The sequence below is a fragment of the Streptomyces sp. VTCC 41912 genome (assembly GCF_045799175.1).
GTDB lineage: Bacteria > Actinomycetota > Actinomycetes > Streptomycetales > Streptomycetaceae > Streptomyces > Streptomyces albulus_C.
The window spans coordinates 401,146-419,276 of the sequence record NZ_JBJMAB010000002.1 but is presented as its reverse complement, the minus strand read 5'-3'; the positions used below and the strand labels follow the sequence as shown (position 1 = coordinate 419,276).

The window sequence follows — 18,131 nt, the reverse complement described above, 5'->3', positions numbered from 1 at the left end:
CGAGCGCCGTGAGCCGTGCGCGCCAGGAGGAGGACCGCGATGCCCGAACCGACGCCGATACCCACCGAACACCTGCAGTTCGCGATGCCGCCGACGCACGCCGGCGTCGAGGAGGAGCGGCGCCACCGCAAGGAACGCCTGGTGGCGGCGTTGCGGCTGTTCGGACGGTACGGGTTCGAAGAGGGCGTCTCGGGCCACGTCACCGTGCGGGACCCGGAGTTCGCCGACTGCTTCTGGGTCAACCCCTTCGGGATGTCGTTCGCGCTGCTGACCGTCAGCGACCTGGTCCTGGTCAACGGCGACGGGAAGGTCGTCGAGGGCCGCCACCACGTCAACCAGGCGGCGTTCACCATCCACGCGCAGGTCCACCGGGCCCGCCCGGACGTCGTCGCCGCCGCCCACTGCCACTCCACCTACGGCCGCGCGCTCTCCGCCCTCGGGGAGCTCCTGGACCCGATCACCCAGGACGTCTGCGCGTTCTACGAGGACCATGCTCTCTACGATGCCTATACAGGCGTGGTGGTGGACGAGGAGGAGGGCCGCCGGATCGCCGCCGCGCTCGGCCCGTACAAGGCCGTGATCCTGCGCAACCACGGCCTGTTGACGGTCGGCGACTCGGTCGACGCGGCGGCCTGGTGGTTCCTCACCATGGAGCGCTGCTGCCAGGTGCAGCTGACGGCGAAGGCGGCCGGCAAACCGGTGCTGATCTCCCCTCAGGACGCCGTGCGCACCCGGGAACAGCTGGGCACCGACCTGGTCGCATGGATCAACTACCAGTCGCTGTACCAGCAGATCGCGCGCAGCGAACCGGAGATGTTCGGCTGACCGGCCGGCCAACGGGCGAGGGCGGAGCAGCGACGGGGGCGGTGCCGTGCGGACCACCGGGCCCGCACGGCACCGCCCCCGTCGGTCACTTCTGCGGGAACAGCGCCAAGAACGGGTCGGCGGCCGCCGCCAGCCCGCGGCTGAACGGCGCGTCGAAGTCCCAGACCAGGAAGAGCAGGAAGGCGATCAGCGCGCTGAACACGCCGGCCATCAGCATCTCCCGCCCCGAACGCCGGATCTGGAGCGTGTACATCACGCCGATGGAGATCACGCCCCCGGCGATCAGTCCGAACCACACCACGCCCGGCAGCGTCGAGTCGGCCGCGTCCGCCCGCGCCATCCGGGCGCTGTCCGCGGCCGCGACCTGGTCGACGAGCGGCTGGTAGGACTCCCGCTCGAAGTCGTCCCGGGGGTGGTAGTCGGTGACGTCGGCGCGGACCTTCTGCAGCAGGTCGGCGCCGTGCTGGGTGAGTTCGCCGTGCTCGGCCATCACCGGCCACTCCTTGTGGACGACGTAGCTGACGTAGGAGTCGACGTCCGCGCGGATGGTGTCCCGCACGGGCGCCTGCCAGGCCCGGGCGCGCTCGCTGACCTCGTGCAGCGCCTGCGCCTCGGCCCGCACGGTGTCCTCGGCGGTGCTCCTGGCCTCCCAGACTCCGGCGATGGCCAGGCCCAGCACGATCGCGTAGACCACCCCCACCATCATCGTCAGGTACTCGATCACGTCGGGCGTCTCGGACGGGTCGTCGTCCTCGCCGATCCGGCGTTCCTTGAGGACGGTGATGGTCAGGACGACGCCGCAGACCGCGGCCATGGCGATGGTCAGAACCAGCCATTGCGACATGGGGACCTCCTACGAGGAACTGCGCCCGCTGGAACGGGACGTGGAGCGCGAACGGGGACGGAGGGCGACGCCGGCCAGGACCGCCGGGGTGGTGATCAACAGCGTCCTGGTCACCACGGAAGGCCCATGGGACGGCTGGTGGCGGGTCGCGGTGTAGTGGAAGGGGCGCGCCGGCGTCGGACCCGCCAGGGGCCGCGCGGGCTGCGGGGCGGGCGGTGGCGGTGGCGGCGGCGGTGGGGTGCGGTGGACCGGCGGGGCCGGTGGCGACGGCCGGGGCGCGGGGGCGCGGTCCGGGACGTGCGTCGGATGGGGGCGCGGCGCCGCGGTCCGCGGGGGCGGCGGGACGGGCGGCGGCGTGGGACGGGGCGGCGGCGTGGGGGTGGTGCAGGGGATGTGCCAGCCGGGCGGGACGGGGAAGTCGGTGGGCAGGTGGACGGGGGGAGTGGTGCCGGCGTAGGCGCAGTTGTCGCCGGACGGCCGGTTCAGGAGCCCGGGGCGGGCGGCCGCGGACGGGGACGCGACCAGGGCCAGTGCGGCCGCCAGCGTCGCGGTCGCGGCCGCGGCCAGCGCCGCGGCCCGGACCGCGGTGGCGAACGGCCACCGGGTCCGGCGCCGGCCGGTGCCGCTCTCGTTTCGGGGAGGTCCGTGTATCTCGCGCACGGCGGGAAGCTTGCGCCGCGCCCGGCCCGTACAGCCGCCGACCGGGGGCGATTCGCCCGAACGGGGGAAGCGGGCGCCGCCCCGTCCGGACGCCGTGCGGATCGCCGGATCGCCGGGCGCACAGGTGAGCGTCAACCTGCCGCCATCGAAAGGGACTTCCGTGACCTGGACGATTACCGGCCGGGCCGGGGTTCTGAGGCACAATTCCCGTCTGAAGACGAGAAGTTGATACGAGTGGCGGCGGGGCGGTACGGACGTGTCGGTGGAGTCGGCGAGCACAGTGGCCGGAAGGGGCGAGCCGGGTGGCGGCAAGAAGCCCGGTGACGGCGGCGCGTGCGGGTGCGGACAGTGCCCGCACGGGGCCCGTGAGGGGCATCGGCAGGCGCTCGCCGCGTTCGTCGCGCTCCGGGAGGACTTCGCCGTCGGGCGCGGGGTGCCGGCCGGACTGGCGCACTCCGCCGGGGCCGCCCGGCAATGGGTGTCCGACGAACTGACCCTGTCCGCGCGGATACTGGCCGAGCGCGGCGCGGCCGAGGGCGCCTCCTGGACGGTGACGGTCCGTCGGCGCACCGTGGTGGCGGTGTGGGCCGCGGTGCTGGCGCTGCTCCTCGGGCAGGCGTTGACCGCCGTCGGCGCCGGCTGGTCGGTGGGCCGCACCGCCGCGCTGACCGCGGCCGTCGTGCTGGCCCTCGGGACGACGGCGACGGCCTGGCTCCACCGCGAACAGGGCGGCGCGCTGGGTCCGTTGATCGGCGAGGACCGCCGACTGTCCACCTCCCGGGCGGTGGCCGCGGCCTGGGTGGCGGCGGTGCTCTACGCGGTCCTGACGCTCGCCGTCCACCTGGCCGTCGGCGGCGGCCCGGACGCCCGGCGGCGGCTGCTGTCGGGGCTCGGCCTGGTGCCCTCCGGCGGACTGCTGGCCATACTGGCCATCGGCTGCGGGGTGGCGGTGCTGGCCTACGGGATGACCGCCGGGCGGGTCCGGACCGGGCGGGTGCAGAAGATCCCCGCCGACCGCCCCCGGGCGACCGACCTGCTGGCGGACGACGGCGGCCGCGGCAGCTTCACCGACGCGCAGTACGCGCTGGTGAACGCGGCCCTGCTGGCCTTCGCGCTGGTGCGGCTGGCCACCGACCCGGCCCGACTGCCGGCGCTGCCCTGGGTGTTGGTCGTCCTGGCGGCGCTCTCCGGCGTCACGTACCTGGCGGGCAAGGCCGTCGGCGGCGGCCGGCCGGTCATCCTCTCCGTCGTGCGCTCCCGGGAACTGGGCGACCTCGCCGCGCCCATCCGCACCGGCGACGACATCGAGATCCGCGGCACCGGCTTCGTCCCGCCGGGCGCGGCGACCCCGGACCGACTGGCCCGCACCGTCGTGCGGATCGGCGGGGTGCACGTGCCGGTGCCGCTGATCCCGGTGCCGGGCGGTTTCGCCAACCCGACGGACGGGGTGCTGACCGTGCCGGTGCCCGTCGACGTGGAGCCCGGTCCCGTGGAGGTCCGGGTGATCACGGCGGCCGGGGCGGAGACGCGCGGCTACCGCATCGAGGTCCAGGACTGAGGCCGCCGCGCGGGGCGACCCGCGCGGCGCCGGCCGCCAAACGCCCCGGACCGCACGCCAATTGGGTGCGAACCGGGCAGCGGTCCGCACTACGGGTGATCCGGTGGTCGGCGTGCGGGGGAATCTCGCGCGCACCCGCGTACGCATCTCGCCAAGCCGTGCGGGCGGCGGCACAATCGTTCGCTCCCGGTGGCAACGGAGAGGCGGACGTCATGGCTCACGCACAGCGCACACGCCCGGTCGACGTGGGCGGTGCCCGGGCCGGCGGAGTCCGGGGCGGGCTGGCGCGCCACGCGCTGCTCCCGCTGCGGCTCTTCCTCGGCGGCACCTTCCTCTACGCGGGACTCCAGAAACTCACCGACCCGGCCTTCCCCGCCGCCAGCGGGAAGGGGTCGCTGGGCGAACTGCTGGGGCAGGTGCACGACACCGCCGCGCTGCCGCAGCTGGTGGGGTTGGCCCAGCACGGCCCGGTGGGCTTCGCCTACGCCCTCGCCGGCGGTCAGGTGCTGGTCGGGATCGGGACGCTGCTGGGGCTGCTGGGGCGGTTGGCGGCCTTCGGCGGCGCGCTGATCTCGCTGAGCCTGTGGCTCACCGTGAGCTGGCCCGCCAGCCCCTACTACTACGGCAACGACCTCGCCTACCTGCTGGCCTGGACGCCGCTGGTGCTGGCCGGCACCGCCACCTTCTCACTGGACGCGGCGCTGGCCAACCGCCGGGAGCGGCACGGGACGCAGCTCTACGGCTGACTCCGCACACGGGCCCACCGGCGCCGCCACCGGCCGTTCATGACGGGGGCGGTGGGGCGTGCCGTTGGTGGTGGCGGCGGACCGTGGCCCAGACGGCGGTGGTGATCCCGGCGAGCAACAGGCCGGCCGGCAGGGTGCAGAACAGCCAGGGGCCTGGGGCGTGCCAGAGGCCGAGGGCGTCGAGGCCGTAGCCGACGCCGACGACGAGGGCGGCGGCACCGGTGATCAGCCGGCCGGGTTCGAAGGGGTGGCGCTTCACTGCGGGGCTCCCTGGGGGGTCGGGGCCGGGGAGGGGGAGGGTGCGGACGGGGTGACCGGAGGGGCCCGCCGGACGTCGATCTGGCCGGCGCCGACCTTCAGGTCCAACTCCAGCGCGCCGTGCGGACGCTCGCCCTTCTTCAACCCCTCGGCCGGCAGGGTGATCTGCCGCTCGCGGTGGCCCGCGACGATCTCCACGTCGTTGGCCGCGTCGCCGGGCAACTGGATGTCGCCCACGCCGAGCGAGAGGCGGAGGGTGGCGGTGGTCCCCTGCGGCAGCGTCACCTGAAGCCGTCCGGCACCGACGTCGGCGCCGGTGCGGACCGTGCTGCCGGGCTTCAGCGGGAGCCGGGTGAGGTCCAACCGGCCCTCGCCGGAGCCGACGGCGTAGTGCGGTAGGACGTCGGCGACGGTGGTCGGGGCCCAGGTGCGGCGCTGCCAGTCGGCGGTGATGCCGGCCGGCAGCACCGTCGCGCCGGCCAGCAGCGCGGCCGTCAGCACCATCAGGAAGACCGTGCCGCCGCCGGTGCGGCCCAGCCAGGCGCTCAGCACCAGGCCCAGGCCGAACACGGCCAGCGCGCAGGCCAGGCCGGCCTGGAGGGACGGGGCCAGCGCGGCGTGCCGGGAGACGGCGAGCGCGGTGCCGGCGCCGGCCAGCACGGCCAGCAGGAACGTCCGGCCGCCGATGCCCCGGCCGCGGTCGGGCGGCCGGACGTCGGCGACGGCGGGGCGCGGGGCGTCCGCGCGGGTGGTGCCGACGGGCGGGCGCGGTTGCTCGGGCGCCCCGTGGGTGGGTTCGTAGCCGATGTCGAGCCGGGTGTCCTCCGGGCCCCAGAGGTAGGCCCGCTGGAGCAGTGGCTCGGTGCGCGGACCGCGCCACCAGGACGGGGTGTTGGGCGCCGGGGGCGCGGTGGTCTCCGGCGGGGCGTCGGCGACCGCCTGGGCGGTGGCGGCGTCCACCGATCCCGGGCCGCCGGACTGGGCGCGGCGGCGCTGCTGCGACCAGTAGGCGGCGCCGGCCACGGCCAGCGTCACCATGATCGCGAAGGACATCATGCTGCCCTTGCCCAGCGTGGTCAGGAACAGGGCGCACCCGGCCAGCGCGCACAGCAGGGCGGTCAGCGCCGAACCGTCGACGCGGCCGGAGAGCAGCCGGCGGCCCTCGTTCTCCTCCTCGCCGTCGAGGGGGACGAGGAGCCAGGCGAAGCCGTAGGAGATCAGGCCCAGGCCGCCGATGGACAGCACGGCGAGCACGACCCGGAAGATCACCGGATCGATGTCCCACTGCCGGCCCAGACCGCCGCACACCCCCGCGACGACCTTGTGCCGCCGGCTGCGGCGCAGCGCGGCGTGCGGCGGGGTGGGGCCGGCGGGGCCGGAGTCCGCCGGCTCCGCGGCGGTGGGCGCATCGTTCATGGAGCCATGGTGACAAGCGCGGCGGGGTCGCGGTATCGGTGACAACCCTGGCTGATCCCTGAGATCCCCCGAAGCGACCCTGAGGCTCCCCCCGATGCGCCGCCGGCCAGCCGACACCGGGAACGGGCCGGACCGGACCGGGGCGGCGTCCTGAAGCGGTCCCGGTCCGCCGGCCAGGGCTTCCGGGCCGTTGTCGGGGTGGCACAAAAGCGGCACCGTGCGGTGCGCGGCGGCGTCACGTGCCCCGGGAACGGGCCGCGAACGCCCGGCGCACAGTGGTTCATAAGCGAAAAAGACCCGTCGCGGCGGTGGCCGGCGGTCTCTTCGGCCCTGCTGAAGACTATCGTTGCGACCTGAATACGTACGGGTTTCCGGAGGGGCGTGCGGTGGCGGAAGCGGCGTCGGCAGAAGAGGGGCGACTGGTCGCCGGGCGATATCGCCTGGTTGAGCGGATAGGCCAAGGGGGCATGGGCACCGTCTGGCGGGCCAGGGACGAGGTGCTCGGGCGTCAGGTGGCGGTCAAACGCCTGCACGTTTCGCCCCAACTGGGCGCGGACGAACTCGCCACCCGTCACGAGCGCACGACCCGGGAGGCACAGGCCGCCGCGCGCATCAACCACCCCAACGTCGTCAGCGTCCACGACGTCGTGGACGACGAGGGGCTGCCGTGCATCGTCATGGAGTACGTCCCCTCCGCGACGCTCGGCGACGCCATCAAGGAGGCCAACCGGTCCGGCACTTACCTCACGCCGCGGGAGACCGCCCGGATCGGCCGCGGCATGATCGCCGCGTTGCGCGCCGCACACTCCGCCGGTGTGCTGCACCGCGACGTCAAGCCGGGCAACGTCCTGCTCGGTGAGGACGGCCGGGTGGTCCTCACCGACTTCGGGATCGCCGTCGCCACCGGCACCTCCACCCTCACCAAGACCGGCGAACTCGTCGGCTCCATCGACTACCTGGCGCCCGAGCGGGTCAAGGGCGCCACACCGGGACCCGCCTCCGACCTGTGGGCACTGGGCGCGACGCTCTATCAAGCCGTCGAGGGCAAGCCCCCGTTCCGCAAGAACACCGCGGTGGAGACGGCGTACGCGATCGCCGTCGACCCGTTGGAGGCACCGCGCAACGCCGGCCAGCTCGCCGCACTCATCGAGGCGCTGCTCGCCAAGGAGCCGAACGACCGGCCCACCGCCGAGGTCGTCGAGCGGGCACTGCGAGCCGCCGAGGCCGAGGCGGACACCGCGCTGATGGGCTGGCCCACGCTGGCCCTGGGGACGGTCAGCCGCGGCCGGCCCGCGACGGGCGAGTCCGCCGAGGCGACCACCCGTCCCGTGGCGCACTCCGGCGCGCCACCGGCCACCGGCAGCGCCACCGGGACCAGCCGCGCGACCGGCTCCACCGCCGGCGCCGACGCGGGCAGCCCGACGATCACCGGAACCGTGCCCAAGAGTCAGACGGGCCACGGCTCGGTCACCGCGAGCACCGTCGGGGCCGGCGCCACCGGAGCGGTGGCCGCGGCCGCCCCTGCCACCCACCCGCCCGCCGCCCCGGCCGAGGCCACCGGCCCGGTGCCGATGGCCGGCGCGGCCCCGGAAGCGTCCACCGACGCACGCACGGACGTGCTGCCCTCCGCCCCGCGCCCCAAGCGGCGCCGCGGCCGGATCGTGCTCTGGAGCGTCGTCGGCGTCCTCGTCGCCGGCGGCGGCGGAGGCACGGCCTGGTACTTCACCCACCGCGGCGACACGTCCTCGCTCGGCAACGGGCCCAGCGACAACACGTCGGTCACGCCCAGCGAGCCGCACACCACCGTGACGCCGCCGGCGCCCCTGCCCGAGGGGTACCGCAGGGCCAAGGAGGCGGGCCTCGGGGTCAGCTTCCCGGTGCCGTCAGGTTGGAAGCGTGAGTCCAAGGACAACGGCCGGCAGATCATCTACACCTCCGAAGCCGACCTGGCGCAGCTGACGATCAGCGGTCTGGACTTCGCCTCCGCCGACCAGGTGGAGCACTTCAAGAGCGTCGAATCGGACCTCAAGGTCCAGTACCCCAGCTACAAGCGGCTCCGTCTCCAGGACACCATCTTCCAGGGCGACCCGGCCGCCATCTGGGAGTTCTCCTTCCAGGGCCGGGCCCGCGAGTACCGCGGCATCGACCTGGGCTTCGGCCGCGAGGGCGACAAGGAGTACGCCATCTACGTCTCCGCCCCGTCGGCGAACTGGACGAAGTTCGAGCAGATCTTCTCGAACGTGAAGGACGGCTTCCGCAAGGACGGGTCGGCGGGCTGAGCCACCCGCACGAGATCCCTGAGCAACGTCAGGGACGGGTTCAGGGTCGTCCCTGATGTCCCCGGCCCCTCGCGCGTGTGACGATCTGAGGCATGACCACAGCGCCGCCCCGCGCCGAGACGATCTACGCCCCGGCGCCGGACCCCGACGATCCGCCCGTGCGCAAGCTCTACCGCAGCGCTGAGGGGCGGCTGCTCGGTGGTGTCGCGCGGGGGCTGGCCGGGCACCTCGGGTTGCCGGTCACGTGGGTGCGGATCGTCTTCGTGGCGCTCTTCATGGCCGAGGGCATGGGCGCCCTGCTCTACGCCGCGTTCTGGTTCTTCGTGCCGCTGGGCGTCGGCGGCGTGGAGACCCGGCAGCCCGTCGCGGGGGAGGAACGGCGGCGCCTGCTGGGCCGCAAGCCCGACAAGGGGCAGCTCCTCGCGCTGGTCGCGCTCCTGGTGGGGGCCTCGATCGTGGCCTCCCGCTTCCAGCCCGGCCGGGCCAACGCCTACCTCTGGCCGGTGCTGCTCATCGGTGCCGGCGTCGCGCTGGTCTGGCGCCAGGCGGACAACGCCCGCCGCGCCCAGTGGCTGGAGCTGGGCCGCCGCAAGGGCCTGCTGCCGATGGTGCGCGGCGCCGCCGGCGTACTGCTGGTGGGCGCCGGGGTCACCGGCATCGTCGTGCTCCAGGGCTCCGTGCAGAACCTCGGCTCGGTGCTCCAGGCCGCGCTCGCGGTCGTCGTCGGCATAGCCCTGCTGGCCGGCCCCTACCTCGTCCGGATCACCCAGGACCTCTCCGAGGAGCGGCTGATGCGCATCCGGGCCCAGGAGCGCGCCGAGGTCGCCGCGCACGTCCACGACTCCGTCCTGCACACCCTCACCCTGATCCAGCGCAACGCCGACGACCCCCGGGAAGTGGCCCGGCTGGCCCGGGCCCAGGAGCGCGAGCTGCGCGCCTGGCTCTACAAGCCCGAGGGCCGCGGCAAGGACGAGGACGAGGAGCCGACGACGCTGGCCGAGGCGGTGCGGGCGGCCGCCGCGGAGGTCGAGGACCACCACGGGGTGCCCATCGAGGTCGTGGTGGTCGGGGACTGCCCGCTCGACGAGGCGCTCGGTGCCCAGATGCAAGCCGCGCGCGAGGCGATGGTCAACGCCGCCAAGTACGGTGGCGAAGGCGGGGCGGTGCAGGTGTTCGCCGAGGTGGAGGGCCGTACGGTCTTCGTCTCGGTGCGCGATCACGGCCCCGGCTTCGACCTGGACGCGGTCCCCGCGGACCGGATGGGGGTGCGGGAATCCATCATCGGCCGGATGGAGCGCAACGGCGGCACGGCCCGGCTGCGCGCCGCGCCCGACGGCGGCACGGTCGTCGAGCTGGAGATGGAGCGGTCCGAGGAGCGCGGGCCCGGCGAGCGTCGGGCCGGCGGGGCGGGGAAGCCGGAATGAGCGCGGCCGTTCCACCGGCCGTCCCGGAGCGCACCAGGGGCGGCGGACCGGCGGCACCGGGGCAGGGATCATGACGGGGCAGACACCGAAGGACGGACGGACGAGATGAGCAGCGACGACGCACAGCAGGCCGAGACCGGCGGCGAGGACGGGGGCCGCACCGTACGGGTCGTGCTGGTCGACGACCACCGGATGTTCCGGGCCGGCGTCCAGGCCGAGATCGGCCGGACCGAGGTCACCCGGGTCGAGGTGGTCGGCGAGGCCGCCGACGTCGACCAGGCGGTCACGGTGATCACCGCCACCCGCCCCGAGGTCGTCCTCCTGGACGTGCACCTCCCCGGGGGCGGTGGCGTCGAGGTGCTGCGCCGCAGCGCCGCGATGATGGCCGACGCCGAGCGGCCGGTGCGGTTCCTGGCGCTCTCCGTCTCCGACGCGGCCGAGGACGTCATCGGGGTCATCCGCGGTGGCGCCCGCGGCTACGTCACCAAGACGATCACCGGTGCCGACCTGGTCGACGCGGTCTTCCGGGTGTCCGACGGCGACGCGGTCTTCTCGCCGCGGCTGGCCGGCTTCGTGCTCGACGCCTTCGCCTCGACGGACGCCCCGCCGGTGGACGAGGACATGGACCGCCTCACCCAGCGTGAGCGCGAGGTGCTCCGGCTGATCGCCCGCGGGTACGCGTACAAGGAGATCGCCAAGCAGTTGTTCATCTCCGTGAAGACGGTTGAGTCACATGTCTCGGCCGTCCTGCGCAAGCTCCAGCTCTCCAACCGCCATGAGCTGACCCGCTGGGCGGCCGCGCGACGCCTGGTCTGACCTGCGGTTTCGTCGGGAACGGGGGGCGCGGGGGCGGATGATCGGGTTCCGCCCCCGCTGTGAGGGGCGTGCAGGGGGCGCGTAAAGAAGGGCCCAAGGCGGGCAACCGGGATCGCGCGGATCGCCATCTAAGGGCGCGGAGAGGCTCGCTGCCCGAAGGCGGGGCCGGAACCACGCCCACGCCCTGCGCGCATACGTCCTGGAAACGAGATCCCGATGAGCCTGACGGGTACGCCCTTCTTCCTCTTCTCGATCCTGCTGCTGATCGTCGCCCTCGTGCTGCCGTTCGCGCTGTGGGGTCGAGTGGCCGGACCGGCCCTGATACGCGGCCTGGCACGGCTGTTGATGTTGTTGTTCGCCCAGGTGATGGCCATCACCGTGGTCTTCGTCATGGTCAACAACGCCAACAACCTCTACGACAACTGGGGCGACCTGCTCGGTACCGGCAACCACATCGACCAGGCCCGCAACCTCGGCCCGGACGGCCTGGGCGGCAAGAACCTCAACGACGAGCCCAAGGTCCACCAGCAGTTCCGGCCCGCCGACGACCCGGTGATGGGCCCCGGCGTCCAGATGACCGACCTCAAGGGCCAGGTCTCGGGCGTCAACGGCGAGGTGTACGTGTGGCTGCCGCCGCAGTACAACGACCCCGCCTACCAGCACAAGAAGTTCCCGGTGGTCGAGCTGCTGCCGGGCTACCCCGGGTCCGCCAAGTCCTGGTTCGGCTCGCTCAAGGTCAACGAGCAGCTGGGGTCGTTGATGCAGAGCGGGGCGATCAAGCCGTTCATCCTGGTGGCGCCGCGGACCAACGTCCTGCCCAACGCCGACAGCGGGTGCGTCAACATCCCCGGCACGGTCAACGCCGACAGCTGGCTGACCGTCGACGTCCGCCAGATGATCGTCGACAACTTCCGGGCCGGCGACAAGCCGGACTCCTGGGGCCTGGCCGGCTACTCGGCGGGCGCGCACTGCGCCACCAAGCTGGCGCTGGCCCACCCGGACCGGTACCGCGCCGCGGTCGGCATGTCCGGCTACAACGACCCGGCGATAGAGCGCGATTCGCTCGCCGGCAAGGACCCCAAGCTGCGCGTCGAGACCAACCCGCTGCACCTCCTCAAGGCCGCCAACGCGGCCGGCAAGCCGCCCCGCACCGCGCTGTACATCTCGGGCGCGAACGGCGACGGCTACCAGGCCGGGATCGGCCTCAAGCAGCTCGCCAAGAACCCGACGACGGTGACGGTCCAGCAGATCTCGTCCGGTGCGGGCGGTCACACGGTGCCGGTGTGGAAGCACCAAGTGCCGGAGATCTTCCGGTGGTTCGGGCTGTTCCTGCGGGGGTGACCGGCCGGGTGGTCGGCGGAGTTCACCGTTCGGGTGAACCTCCGCCGGAACCTGCGGAAGCGGGCACAGAGCCGCGCCCGGGAGCGTTGTGCGAGTGACGGAGATCGCGCACGACGGAATCGGGGGTGGCGGATGCGGAGCGACGACGGTGGGCGCCGCGGCGGGCGTCGACGCCGAGGGGGCGCAACTCGCCCCGGGCGGGCCGAAGACGGCCGGGCGGCCGGCGCCCGTGACCGCGGAAGGGGCTCGGCGGGAGCGGCCCGGTGCGCCTATCCCGGACGGGTCGCGCCCGCGAAGGGCAGTCGGTCGATCGGGGCGATCTCGACGGGGGCGCCGGCGTGCGGGGCGTGGATCATCTCGCCGCCGCCGATGTAGAGGCCCACGTGGCTGATACCGGCGTGGAAGAACACCAGGTCCCCGGGGCGGAGCCGGGGCCAGTCGACGCGGGTGCCGGAGGTGATCTGCGTGTAGGTCGTCCGGGGCAGGGTGACGCCGCCGGCCCGCCACGCGGCCAGGGCCAGCCCGGAGCAGTCGTACGCGGCCGGTCCCGTCGCGCCCCAGGCGTAGGGCTTGCCGAGGGCGGCGTGGGCGAAGGCCACCGCGCGGGCGGCCCGGTCGTCCACGGGCGGGACGGGGGCCGCGGGCGCGCCGGGTGCGAGCGGCGCGGTGCCGGCGGTGGGCGTGGGCGGTGCCGGGCGTTCCGGGGCGCGTTCCGGGCGGGGCGTGGCCTCGGGGGCCGGGGCGCGTTCCGCCAAGGGCGTGGGACGGCTGCCGAGACGGCGGACGCTGCCGAGGCGGCGGGCCCAGCCGGCCACCGCGGTCGCCTGGTGGCTGCCGGTGCGCTCCAGCACCGTGGCGCCGTCCAGGTAGCGCTGCGGGTCCGCGGCGAGCAGCAGCCCGCCGCGGGTGCTGCGGGCGGGGTGGGTCCGGGCCGGCGGGGGTGCGAGCGGCGGCCGCTCTGTGGCCGTGTGGTGCGACGCCATGGCGGCCGTCACTTCCTTCCCTGCGGGGCGAATGCGACCGGTGGGGTGCGGGTCCGGTCGTCTGCAGGAGGAAGCTAGGCCCGGGGTCACGGCGTCGAACCCCCTTGCCCGGCATTGTCCGTTTCCGAGCGGCCGCCGCGCAGGGATGACCGATCGGCGGTCGGCGGGGGGTCGGGAGCGGTGGGCCCTGACCGAAGCCGGCATCACGGGCGCCCTGCCGGAAAGGGCGTGCTATGGGGCGGATACGATCCAGCACTATGGACGTAGTAATCAATGTCTTCGTCGCCCTGCACATCATCGGCATCGCCTCCCTGCTGGGTGGCTTCCTGACCCAGATGAAGGCCATGGGCGCGGGCACCGCCCGCTTCGTGCCGGCCATGCTGCACGGCGCGCTCACGATGCTGGTCACCGGCATCGTGCTGGTCGGTCTGAACCAGATGCAGGACCACTCGCTCAACAACATCAAGATCGGCATCAAGATGGCCGTCCTGGTGGTGATCCTGGCGCTGGTCTACGTCAAGCGCGACGAGGAGAAGCTCCCCAAGCCGCTCTTCGGCGCGGTCGGCGGGCTCACCATGCTCAACATCTTCATCGCGGTGCTCTGGACCTGAGCACCCAGGCGCCCCGGCCCCGGCCCGACGGCCCCGGCACCCGCCCGGCGGCCCCGGCGCCGCACCGCCGCACCAACGGCTCACCGCGCGGTCATCCCGCTCCGTACCTTCCGGAGGCGGCGGATGACCGCGCGGTGGCGTGTGGGGGGTGGCTGTGGGGGGTGGGTCCGTCGCGGGCGCGCGGTGCGCGCCCGCCCACCGGCTAGGCGGGCCGGACGCTGCCGTAGATCGGCATGCCGTAGATCGACTCCACCCGGACGCTGGCGCCCGGGTGCGGGGCGTGGATCATCTCGCCGCCGCCGATGTACATCCCGACGTGGCTGATGTCGTTGAAGAAGAACACCAGGTCGCCGGGTTGGAGATCGCTGCTGGAGACCCGGGTGCCGACCTTGACCTGGTCCCAGGTCGTCCGCGGCAGGTCGACCCCGGCCGCCCGCCACGCGGCCTGCGTCAGCCCCGAGCAGTCGTAGGAGCTGGGCCCGGTGGCGCCCCAGACGTATGGCTTGCCGATCTGGGTGCGGGCGAAGGCGATCGCCTTGCCGGCCTTGGTGGAGTACGTGCCGCCGTCGGACGTGCCGCCGCCGGAGCTCTGCCCGGAGCCGCCGCCACTGGGCTGCTGCTGCCGCTGCTGGGCCTCCTTGCGGGCCTGCTCGGCGGCCTTGCGCTGGGCCTCGGCCTCCTTCTGGCGCTCCAGTTCGGCCAGCCGCGCCTTCTCCTGGGCGGTCAACCGGGACAGCAGCTGGCGCGCCTCGGCCAGCTTGGCCTGAACGTTTCTCTTGTTCTCCTTCAGGGACGTCTGCGACTGCTGGAGGCTCTCCAGGCTGCTGGTGGCCTCGGCCCGCTGGCGGGTGGCGGCCGCGGCCTGTGCCTGGTAGTCGGTGATCGCCTGCTTCTGCTGGGCGGTCAGCTGCTCCATCAGGTGGTTGCGGTCGACGAACTGCTGCGGGTCCTTGGCCAGCATCAGCTGGGCGGTCGGGTTGATCCCCCCGCTCTGGTACTGCGCCGAGGCGAACGCGCCCAGCCGGCGCCGGGACTCGTTCATCTTGTCCGCGCGCCGGGCCGCCTCGTCGAGCAGGCGGTTGACCGTGCGCTGTTGGCCGTCGGCCTTCTCCTTGGCGCCGTTGTACTTCTGGGTGGCGACCTCGGCCTGCTGGTAGAGGTCGTCGACCTTCGTCTTGACCTCTTCGATGGAGGGCTGGGGCGCCTTGGGGGCTGCGTTCGCGGTCTGCGAGAGCAGGGTGACCGAGGCGAGGGCGGCGGTGGTGAGCCCGGTCGCCGTACGACGGCCGCCGGGGGTGGCGAGTATGGGGGTGCGCGGCTTGCGATGGGACGCCAAGGCCGGCGACTCCTTCCGTGGACCGCCTACCGGGTTAGCTGTCGGGTTCGGGCGGTCTGCTGACGGAAGGCTTGCCCTACGGCTGCTGCGTCCGCCTGGCGGCGGGCGCACCGGTCGATTCACCCCGGTGGTGCTGGTGGGTCCCCGGCTCCGGGTGCCTCGCGGCGGGACCGGACTCGGCGGGGGCGGCCCGTGCGAACGCTGTCGTCCGCGGGGACTGCGGGCTGCCCGAGCGAGACCGTAGCCAACTCGTGTGGCCCCTGTGAAGGCTGGTGTTCGATATGCCCGAAACCTTTTCGTGACCTGAACGCGAGCGGTGCCGGTTTGCGGGCAGAACGGACACGGTAGCGCCCGCGGCGGAGCGGTGCCGGCCAATCCGGTACTCCGGGACCGGTTGTCAGTGCGGCGGCCTAGACTCGGTGGGCGATGAGCAGCCTCTTTGACGACAGCTTCCTGGCGGATCTCGGCCCCCCGGACGAGGAGCCCCCGCCGCCGCCCGAGGACGAGCCCGGCCCGGCCCCGGAGGAGGTCCCCGCCGACCTCTTCGGCGGGCGGTTCGACGCGCCCGTCTCCAGGGAGTCGTACTACCGCGACGGCGCCGCCCGCCCGGCCATCGATGCGGCGGCGCTCCTGGAAGGGCTCAACGACCAGCAGAAGGCCGCCGTGGCGCACAGCGGCGGCCCGCTGCTGATCGTCGCCGGCGCCGGCTCCGGCAAGACCCGGGTGCTCACCCACCGCATCGCCCACCTGCTCGCCGAGCGCCACGTCCACCCCGGCCAGATCCTCGCGATCACCTTCACCAACAAGGCCGCGGGCGAGATGAAGGAGCGCGTCGAGGAGCTGGTCGGCCCGCGGGCCAACGCCATGTGGGTCTCCACGTTCCACAGCGCCTGCGTACGGATCCTGCGCCGGGAGTCCAAGCGGCTCGGCTTCACGTCGTCCTTCTCGATCTACGACGCGGCCGACTCCAAGCGCCTGATGGCCCTGGTCTGCCGCGACCTCGACCTGGACCCCAAGCGCTTCCCGCCCAAGTCCTTCAGCGCGAAGGTCTCCAACCTCAAGAACGAGCTCATCGACGAGGAGAGCTTCGCCGGCACGGCCGCTGGGGGCACCTCCCAGACGGGGTCTGGGGGAGGCTTCGAGGAGACCCTGTCCCAGGCGTACACGATGTACCAGGCGCGGCTGCGCGAGGCCAACGCCCTGGACTTCGACGACATCATCATGACGACGGTCCACCTGCTCCAGGCGTTCCCGGACGTCGCCGAGCACTACCGCCGCCGCTTCCGCCACGTCCTCGTCGACGAGTACCAGGACACCAACCACGCCCAGTACACCCTCGTCCGCGAGCTGGTCGGCCCTGGCACGGTCGACACCCCCGCCGCCGAGCTGTGCGTGGTCGGTGACGCCGACCAGTCGATCTACGCCTTCCGCGGCGCCACGATCCGCAACATCCTCCAGTTCGAGGAGGACTACCCGGACGCCACCACGATCCTGCTGGAGCAGAACTACCGCTCCTCGCAGACCATCCTCTCCGCGGCCAACGCCGTCATCGAGCGCAACGAGAACCGCCGCCCGAAGAACCTCTGGACGGACGCCGGCGCCGGCCCCAAGATCACCGGCTATGTCGCCGACACCGAGCACGACGAGGCCCAGTTCGTCGCCGACGAGATCGACCGGCTCACCGACGCCGGCGACGCCAAGGCCGGCGACGTCGCGGTCTTCTACCGCACCAACGCCCAGTCCCGGGTCTTCGAGGAGATCTTCATCCGGGTCGGGCTGCCCTACAAGGTCGTCGGCGGCGTGCGCTTCTACGAGCGCAAGGAGGTCCGCGACATCCTCGCCTACCTCCGGGTGCTCGCCAACCCCGAGGACGCCGTCCCGCTGCGCCGCATCCTCAACGTCCCCAAGCGCGGCATCGGCGACCGCGCCGAGGCGATGATCGAGGCCCTGGCGCTGCGCGAGAAGATCACCTTCCCGCAGGCGCTGCGCCGCGTCGACGAGGCCTACGGCATGGCCGCCCGTTCCGCCAACGCCGTCAAGCGGTTCAACGCCCTGATGGAGGAGCTGCGCACGATCGTGGAGTCCGGGGCCGGCCCGGCCACGATCCTGGAGGCGGTCCTGGAGCGCACCGGCTACCTCGCCGAGCTCCAGTCCTCCACCGACCCCCAGGACGAGACCCGGATCGAGAACCTCCAGGAACTCGCCTCCGTGGCCCTGGAGTTCGAGCAGGAGCGCGGCGAGGGTGCAGCGCCGGCGGCCGACGCCGGTGCGGTCGACGCCGAGGCGGGGGACGTCGAGGCGACCGCCGCGGGCCCCGGCACGCTCGCCGAGTTCCTGGAGCGGGTCGCCCTGGTCGCCGACTCCGACCAGATCCCGGACGAGGACGAGGAGGGCGCCGGCGTCATCACGCTGATGACCCTGCACACCGCCAAGGGCCTGGAGTTCCCGGTGGTCTTCCTGACCGGCATGGAGGACGGCGTCTTCCCGCACATGCGGGCGCTCGGCCAGACCAAGGAGCTGGAGGAGGAGCGCCGGCTCGCCTACGTCGGCATCACCCGCGCCCGCGAGCGGCTCTACGTCACCCGCTCCACGATGCGCAGCGCCTGGGGCCAGCCCTCGTACAACCCGGCCTCGCGCTTCCTGGAGGAGATCCCGGGCTCGTTCCTGGAGTGGAAGCGCACCGGCCCCGCGACGCCGTCGGCGTCCATGGGCGGGCTGTCGTCGGGCGGTTCCTCGGGCGGCGGCTTCGGCGGCGGCATCGGGGCGTCGTTGTCGTCGACGCGGTCCAAGGGGCCGAGCGGCTTCGCGACCCGGCGTACCGCCGACCGCCCGGTGGTCTCGCTGGCCGTCGGTGACCGCGTCACCCACGACAGCTTCGGCCTCGGCACGGTCGTCGGCGTCAAGGGCAGTGGCGACAACGCCGAGGCCACCATCGACTTCGGCGGCGAGAAGCCCAAGCGGCTGCTGCTGCGGTACGCGCCGGTCGAGAAGCTCTGACCCGCGGGGAGGCCCCGGCGCCCGCCCGGGGCCTCCC

Annotated in this window: 14 protein-coding genes, 1 pseudogene and 1 riboswitch; of the genes and pseudogenes, 9 read left to right on the top strand and 6 right to left on the bottom strand. The window is 73.5% G+C overall.

From position 1 onward, the window contains the following. The first annotated feature begins 39 nt into the window (after positions 1-39). On the top strand, positions 40-825 hold the full coding sequence (locus tag ACJ6WD_RS05195; RefSeq protein WP_233660816.1) for a class II aldolase/adducin family protein: 786 nt from the start codon (positions 40-42) through the stop codon (positions 823-825). A gap of 85 nt (positions 826-910) precedes the next feature. Here the strand turns inward: ACJ6WD_RS05195 and ACJ6WD_RS05190 are convergent, their stop codons facing one another. Continuing rightward, positions 911-1,669 (bottom strand): DUF4239 domain-containing protein, encoded by a 759-nt coding sequence (locus ACJ6WD_RS05190; RefSeq protein WP_016576019.1) that lies wholly within the window; start codon positions 1,667-1,669, stop codon positions 911-913. Positions 1,670-1,678: 9 nt separating this feature from the next. After that, positions 1,679-2,329: a hypothetical protein gene (locus ACJ6WD_RS05185; protein ID WP_233660846.1), complete on the bottom strand. Its 651-nt coding sequence runs from the start codon at positions 2,327-2,329 to the stop codon at positions 1,679-1,681. A 256-nt stretch (positions 2,330-2,585) separates the two neighbouring features. On the opposite strand from ACJ6WD_RS05185, the gene ACJ6WD_RS05180 reads away from it, so the two are divergent. Continuing rightward, positions 2,586-3,887, top strand: a complete 1,302-nt coding sequence (locus ACJ6WD_RS05180; protein ID WP_374206874.1) for a hypothetical protein — start codon at positions 2,586-2,588, stop codon at positions 3,885-3,887. 212 nt (positions 3,888-4,099) lie between these two features. After that, positions 4,100-4,633, top strand: coding sequence for a DoxX family membrane protein (locus tag ACJ6WD_RS05175; RefSeq protein ID WP_016574770.1), 534 nt, complete (start codon positions 4,100-4,102; stop codon positions 4,631-4,633). 37 nt (positions 4,634-4,670) lie between these two features. On the opposite strand, the gene ACJ6WD_RS05170 is transcribed toward ACJ6WD_RS05175, so the two are convergent. Together ACJ6WD_RS05170 and ACJ6WD_RS05165 are read right to left on the bottom strand one after the other, a co-directional pair. Further along, a complete protein-coding gene (locus ACJ6WD_RS05170) occupies positions 4,671-4,892 on the bottom strand; it encodes a hypothetical protein (protein WP_233660815.1) in 222 nt (73 codons plus the stop codon). Continuing rightward, positions 4,889-6,307 (bottom strand): PspC domain-containing protein, encoded by a 1,419-nt coding sequence (locus ACJ6WD_RS05165; protein ID WP_407615198.1) that lies wholly within the window; start codon positions 6,305-6,307, stop codon positions 4,889-4,891. The genes ACJ6WD_RS05170 and ACJ6WD_RS05165 overlap by 4 nt, the downstream gene beginning before the upstream one ends. A gap of 467 nt (positions 6,308-6,774) precedes the next feature. On the opposite strand from ACJ6WD_RS05165, the gene ACJ6WD_RS05160 reads away from it, so the two are divergent. The 4 genes from ACJ6WD_RS05160 to ACJ6WD_RS05145 all read left to right on the top strand — a co-directional run bounded on the left by ACJ6WD_RS05160 (position 6,775) and on the right by ACJ6WD_RS05145 (position 12,167). Continuing rightward, positions 6,775-8,586, top strand: coding sequence for a protein kinase domain-containing protein (locus tag ACJ6WD_RS05160; RefSeq protein WP_407615197.1), 1,812 nt, complete (start codon positions 6,775-6,777; stop codon positions 8,584-8,586). A gap of 92 nt (positions 8,587-8,678) precedes the next feature. Continuing rightward, positions 8,679-10,010, top strand: a complete 1,332-nt coding sequence (locus tag ACJ6WD_RS05155) for an ATP-binding protein (RefSeq protein ID WP_233660812.1) — start codon at positions 8,679-8,681, stop codon at positions 10,008-10,010. Between the two features lie 105 nt (positions 10,011-10,115). Then, on the top strand, positions 10,116-10,826 hold the full coding sequence (locus ACJ6WD_RS05150; RefSeq protein ID WP_233660811.1) for a response regulator transcription factor: 711 nt from the start codon (positions 10,116-10,118) through the stop codon (positions 10,824-10,826). A 216-nt stretch (positions 10,827-11,042) separates the two neighbouring features. Beyond that, positions 11,043-12,167, top strand: coding sequence for an esterase family protein (locus tag ACJ6WD_RS05145; RefSeq protein ID WP_233660810.1), 1,125 nt, complete (start codon positions 11,043-11,045; stop codon positions 12,165-12,167). A gap of 269 nt (positions 12,168-12,436) precedes the next feature. On the opposite strand, the pseudogene ACJ6WD_RS05140 reads toward ACJ6WD_RS05145, so the two are convergent. Next, a pseudogene (locus tag ACJ6WD_RS05140) lies at positions 12,437-12,787 on the bottom strand (C40 family peptidase); the annotation flags it as partial. Between the two features lie 620 nt (positions 12,788-13,407). On the opposite strand from ACJ6WD_RS05140, the gene ACJ6WD_RS05135 reads away from it, so the two are divergent. After that, positions 13,408-13,761, top strand: a complete 354-nt coding sequence (locus ACJ6WD_RS05135) for a hypothetical protein (protein ID WP_016577317.1) — start codon at positions 13,408-13,410, stop codon at positions 13,759-13,761. Between the two features lie 202 nt (positions 13,762-13,963). Here ACJ6WD_RS05135 and ACJ6WD_RS05130 read toward each other — a convergent pair whose 3' ends face one another. Beyond that, positions 13,964-15,097 carry a C40 family peptidase gene (locus tag ACJ6WD_RS05130; RefSeq protein ID WP_233660808.1) on the bottom strand — a complete coding sequence of 378 codons (1,134 nt, stop codon included), beginning with the start codon at positions 15,095-15,097 and terminating at the stop codon, positions 13,964-13,966. A 7-nt stretch (positions 15,098-15,104) separates the two neighbouring features. Beyond that, a riboswitch (cyclic di-AMP (ydaO/yuaA leader) is annotated at positions 15,105-15,274 on the bottom strand. Positions 15,275-15,523: 249 nt separating this feature from the next. Between ACJ6WD_RS05130 and pcrA the strand changes: the two genes are divergently transcribed. Then, entirely contained in the window at positions 15,524-18,094 is a 2,571-nt protein-coding gene (gene pcrA, locus ACJ6WD_RS05125; protein ID WP_376435468.1) for a DNA helicase PcrA, read from the top strand. Positions 18,095-18,131 lie beyond the last annotated feature (37 nt).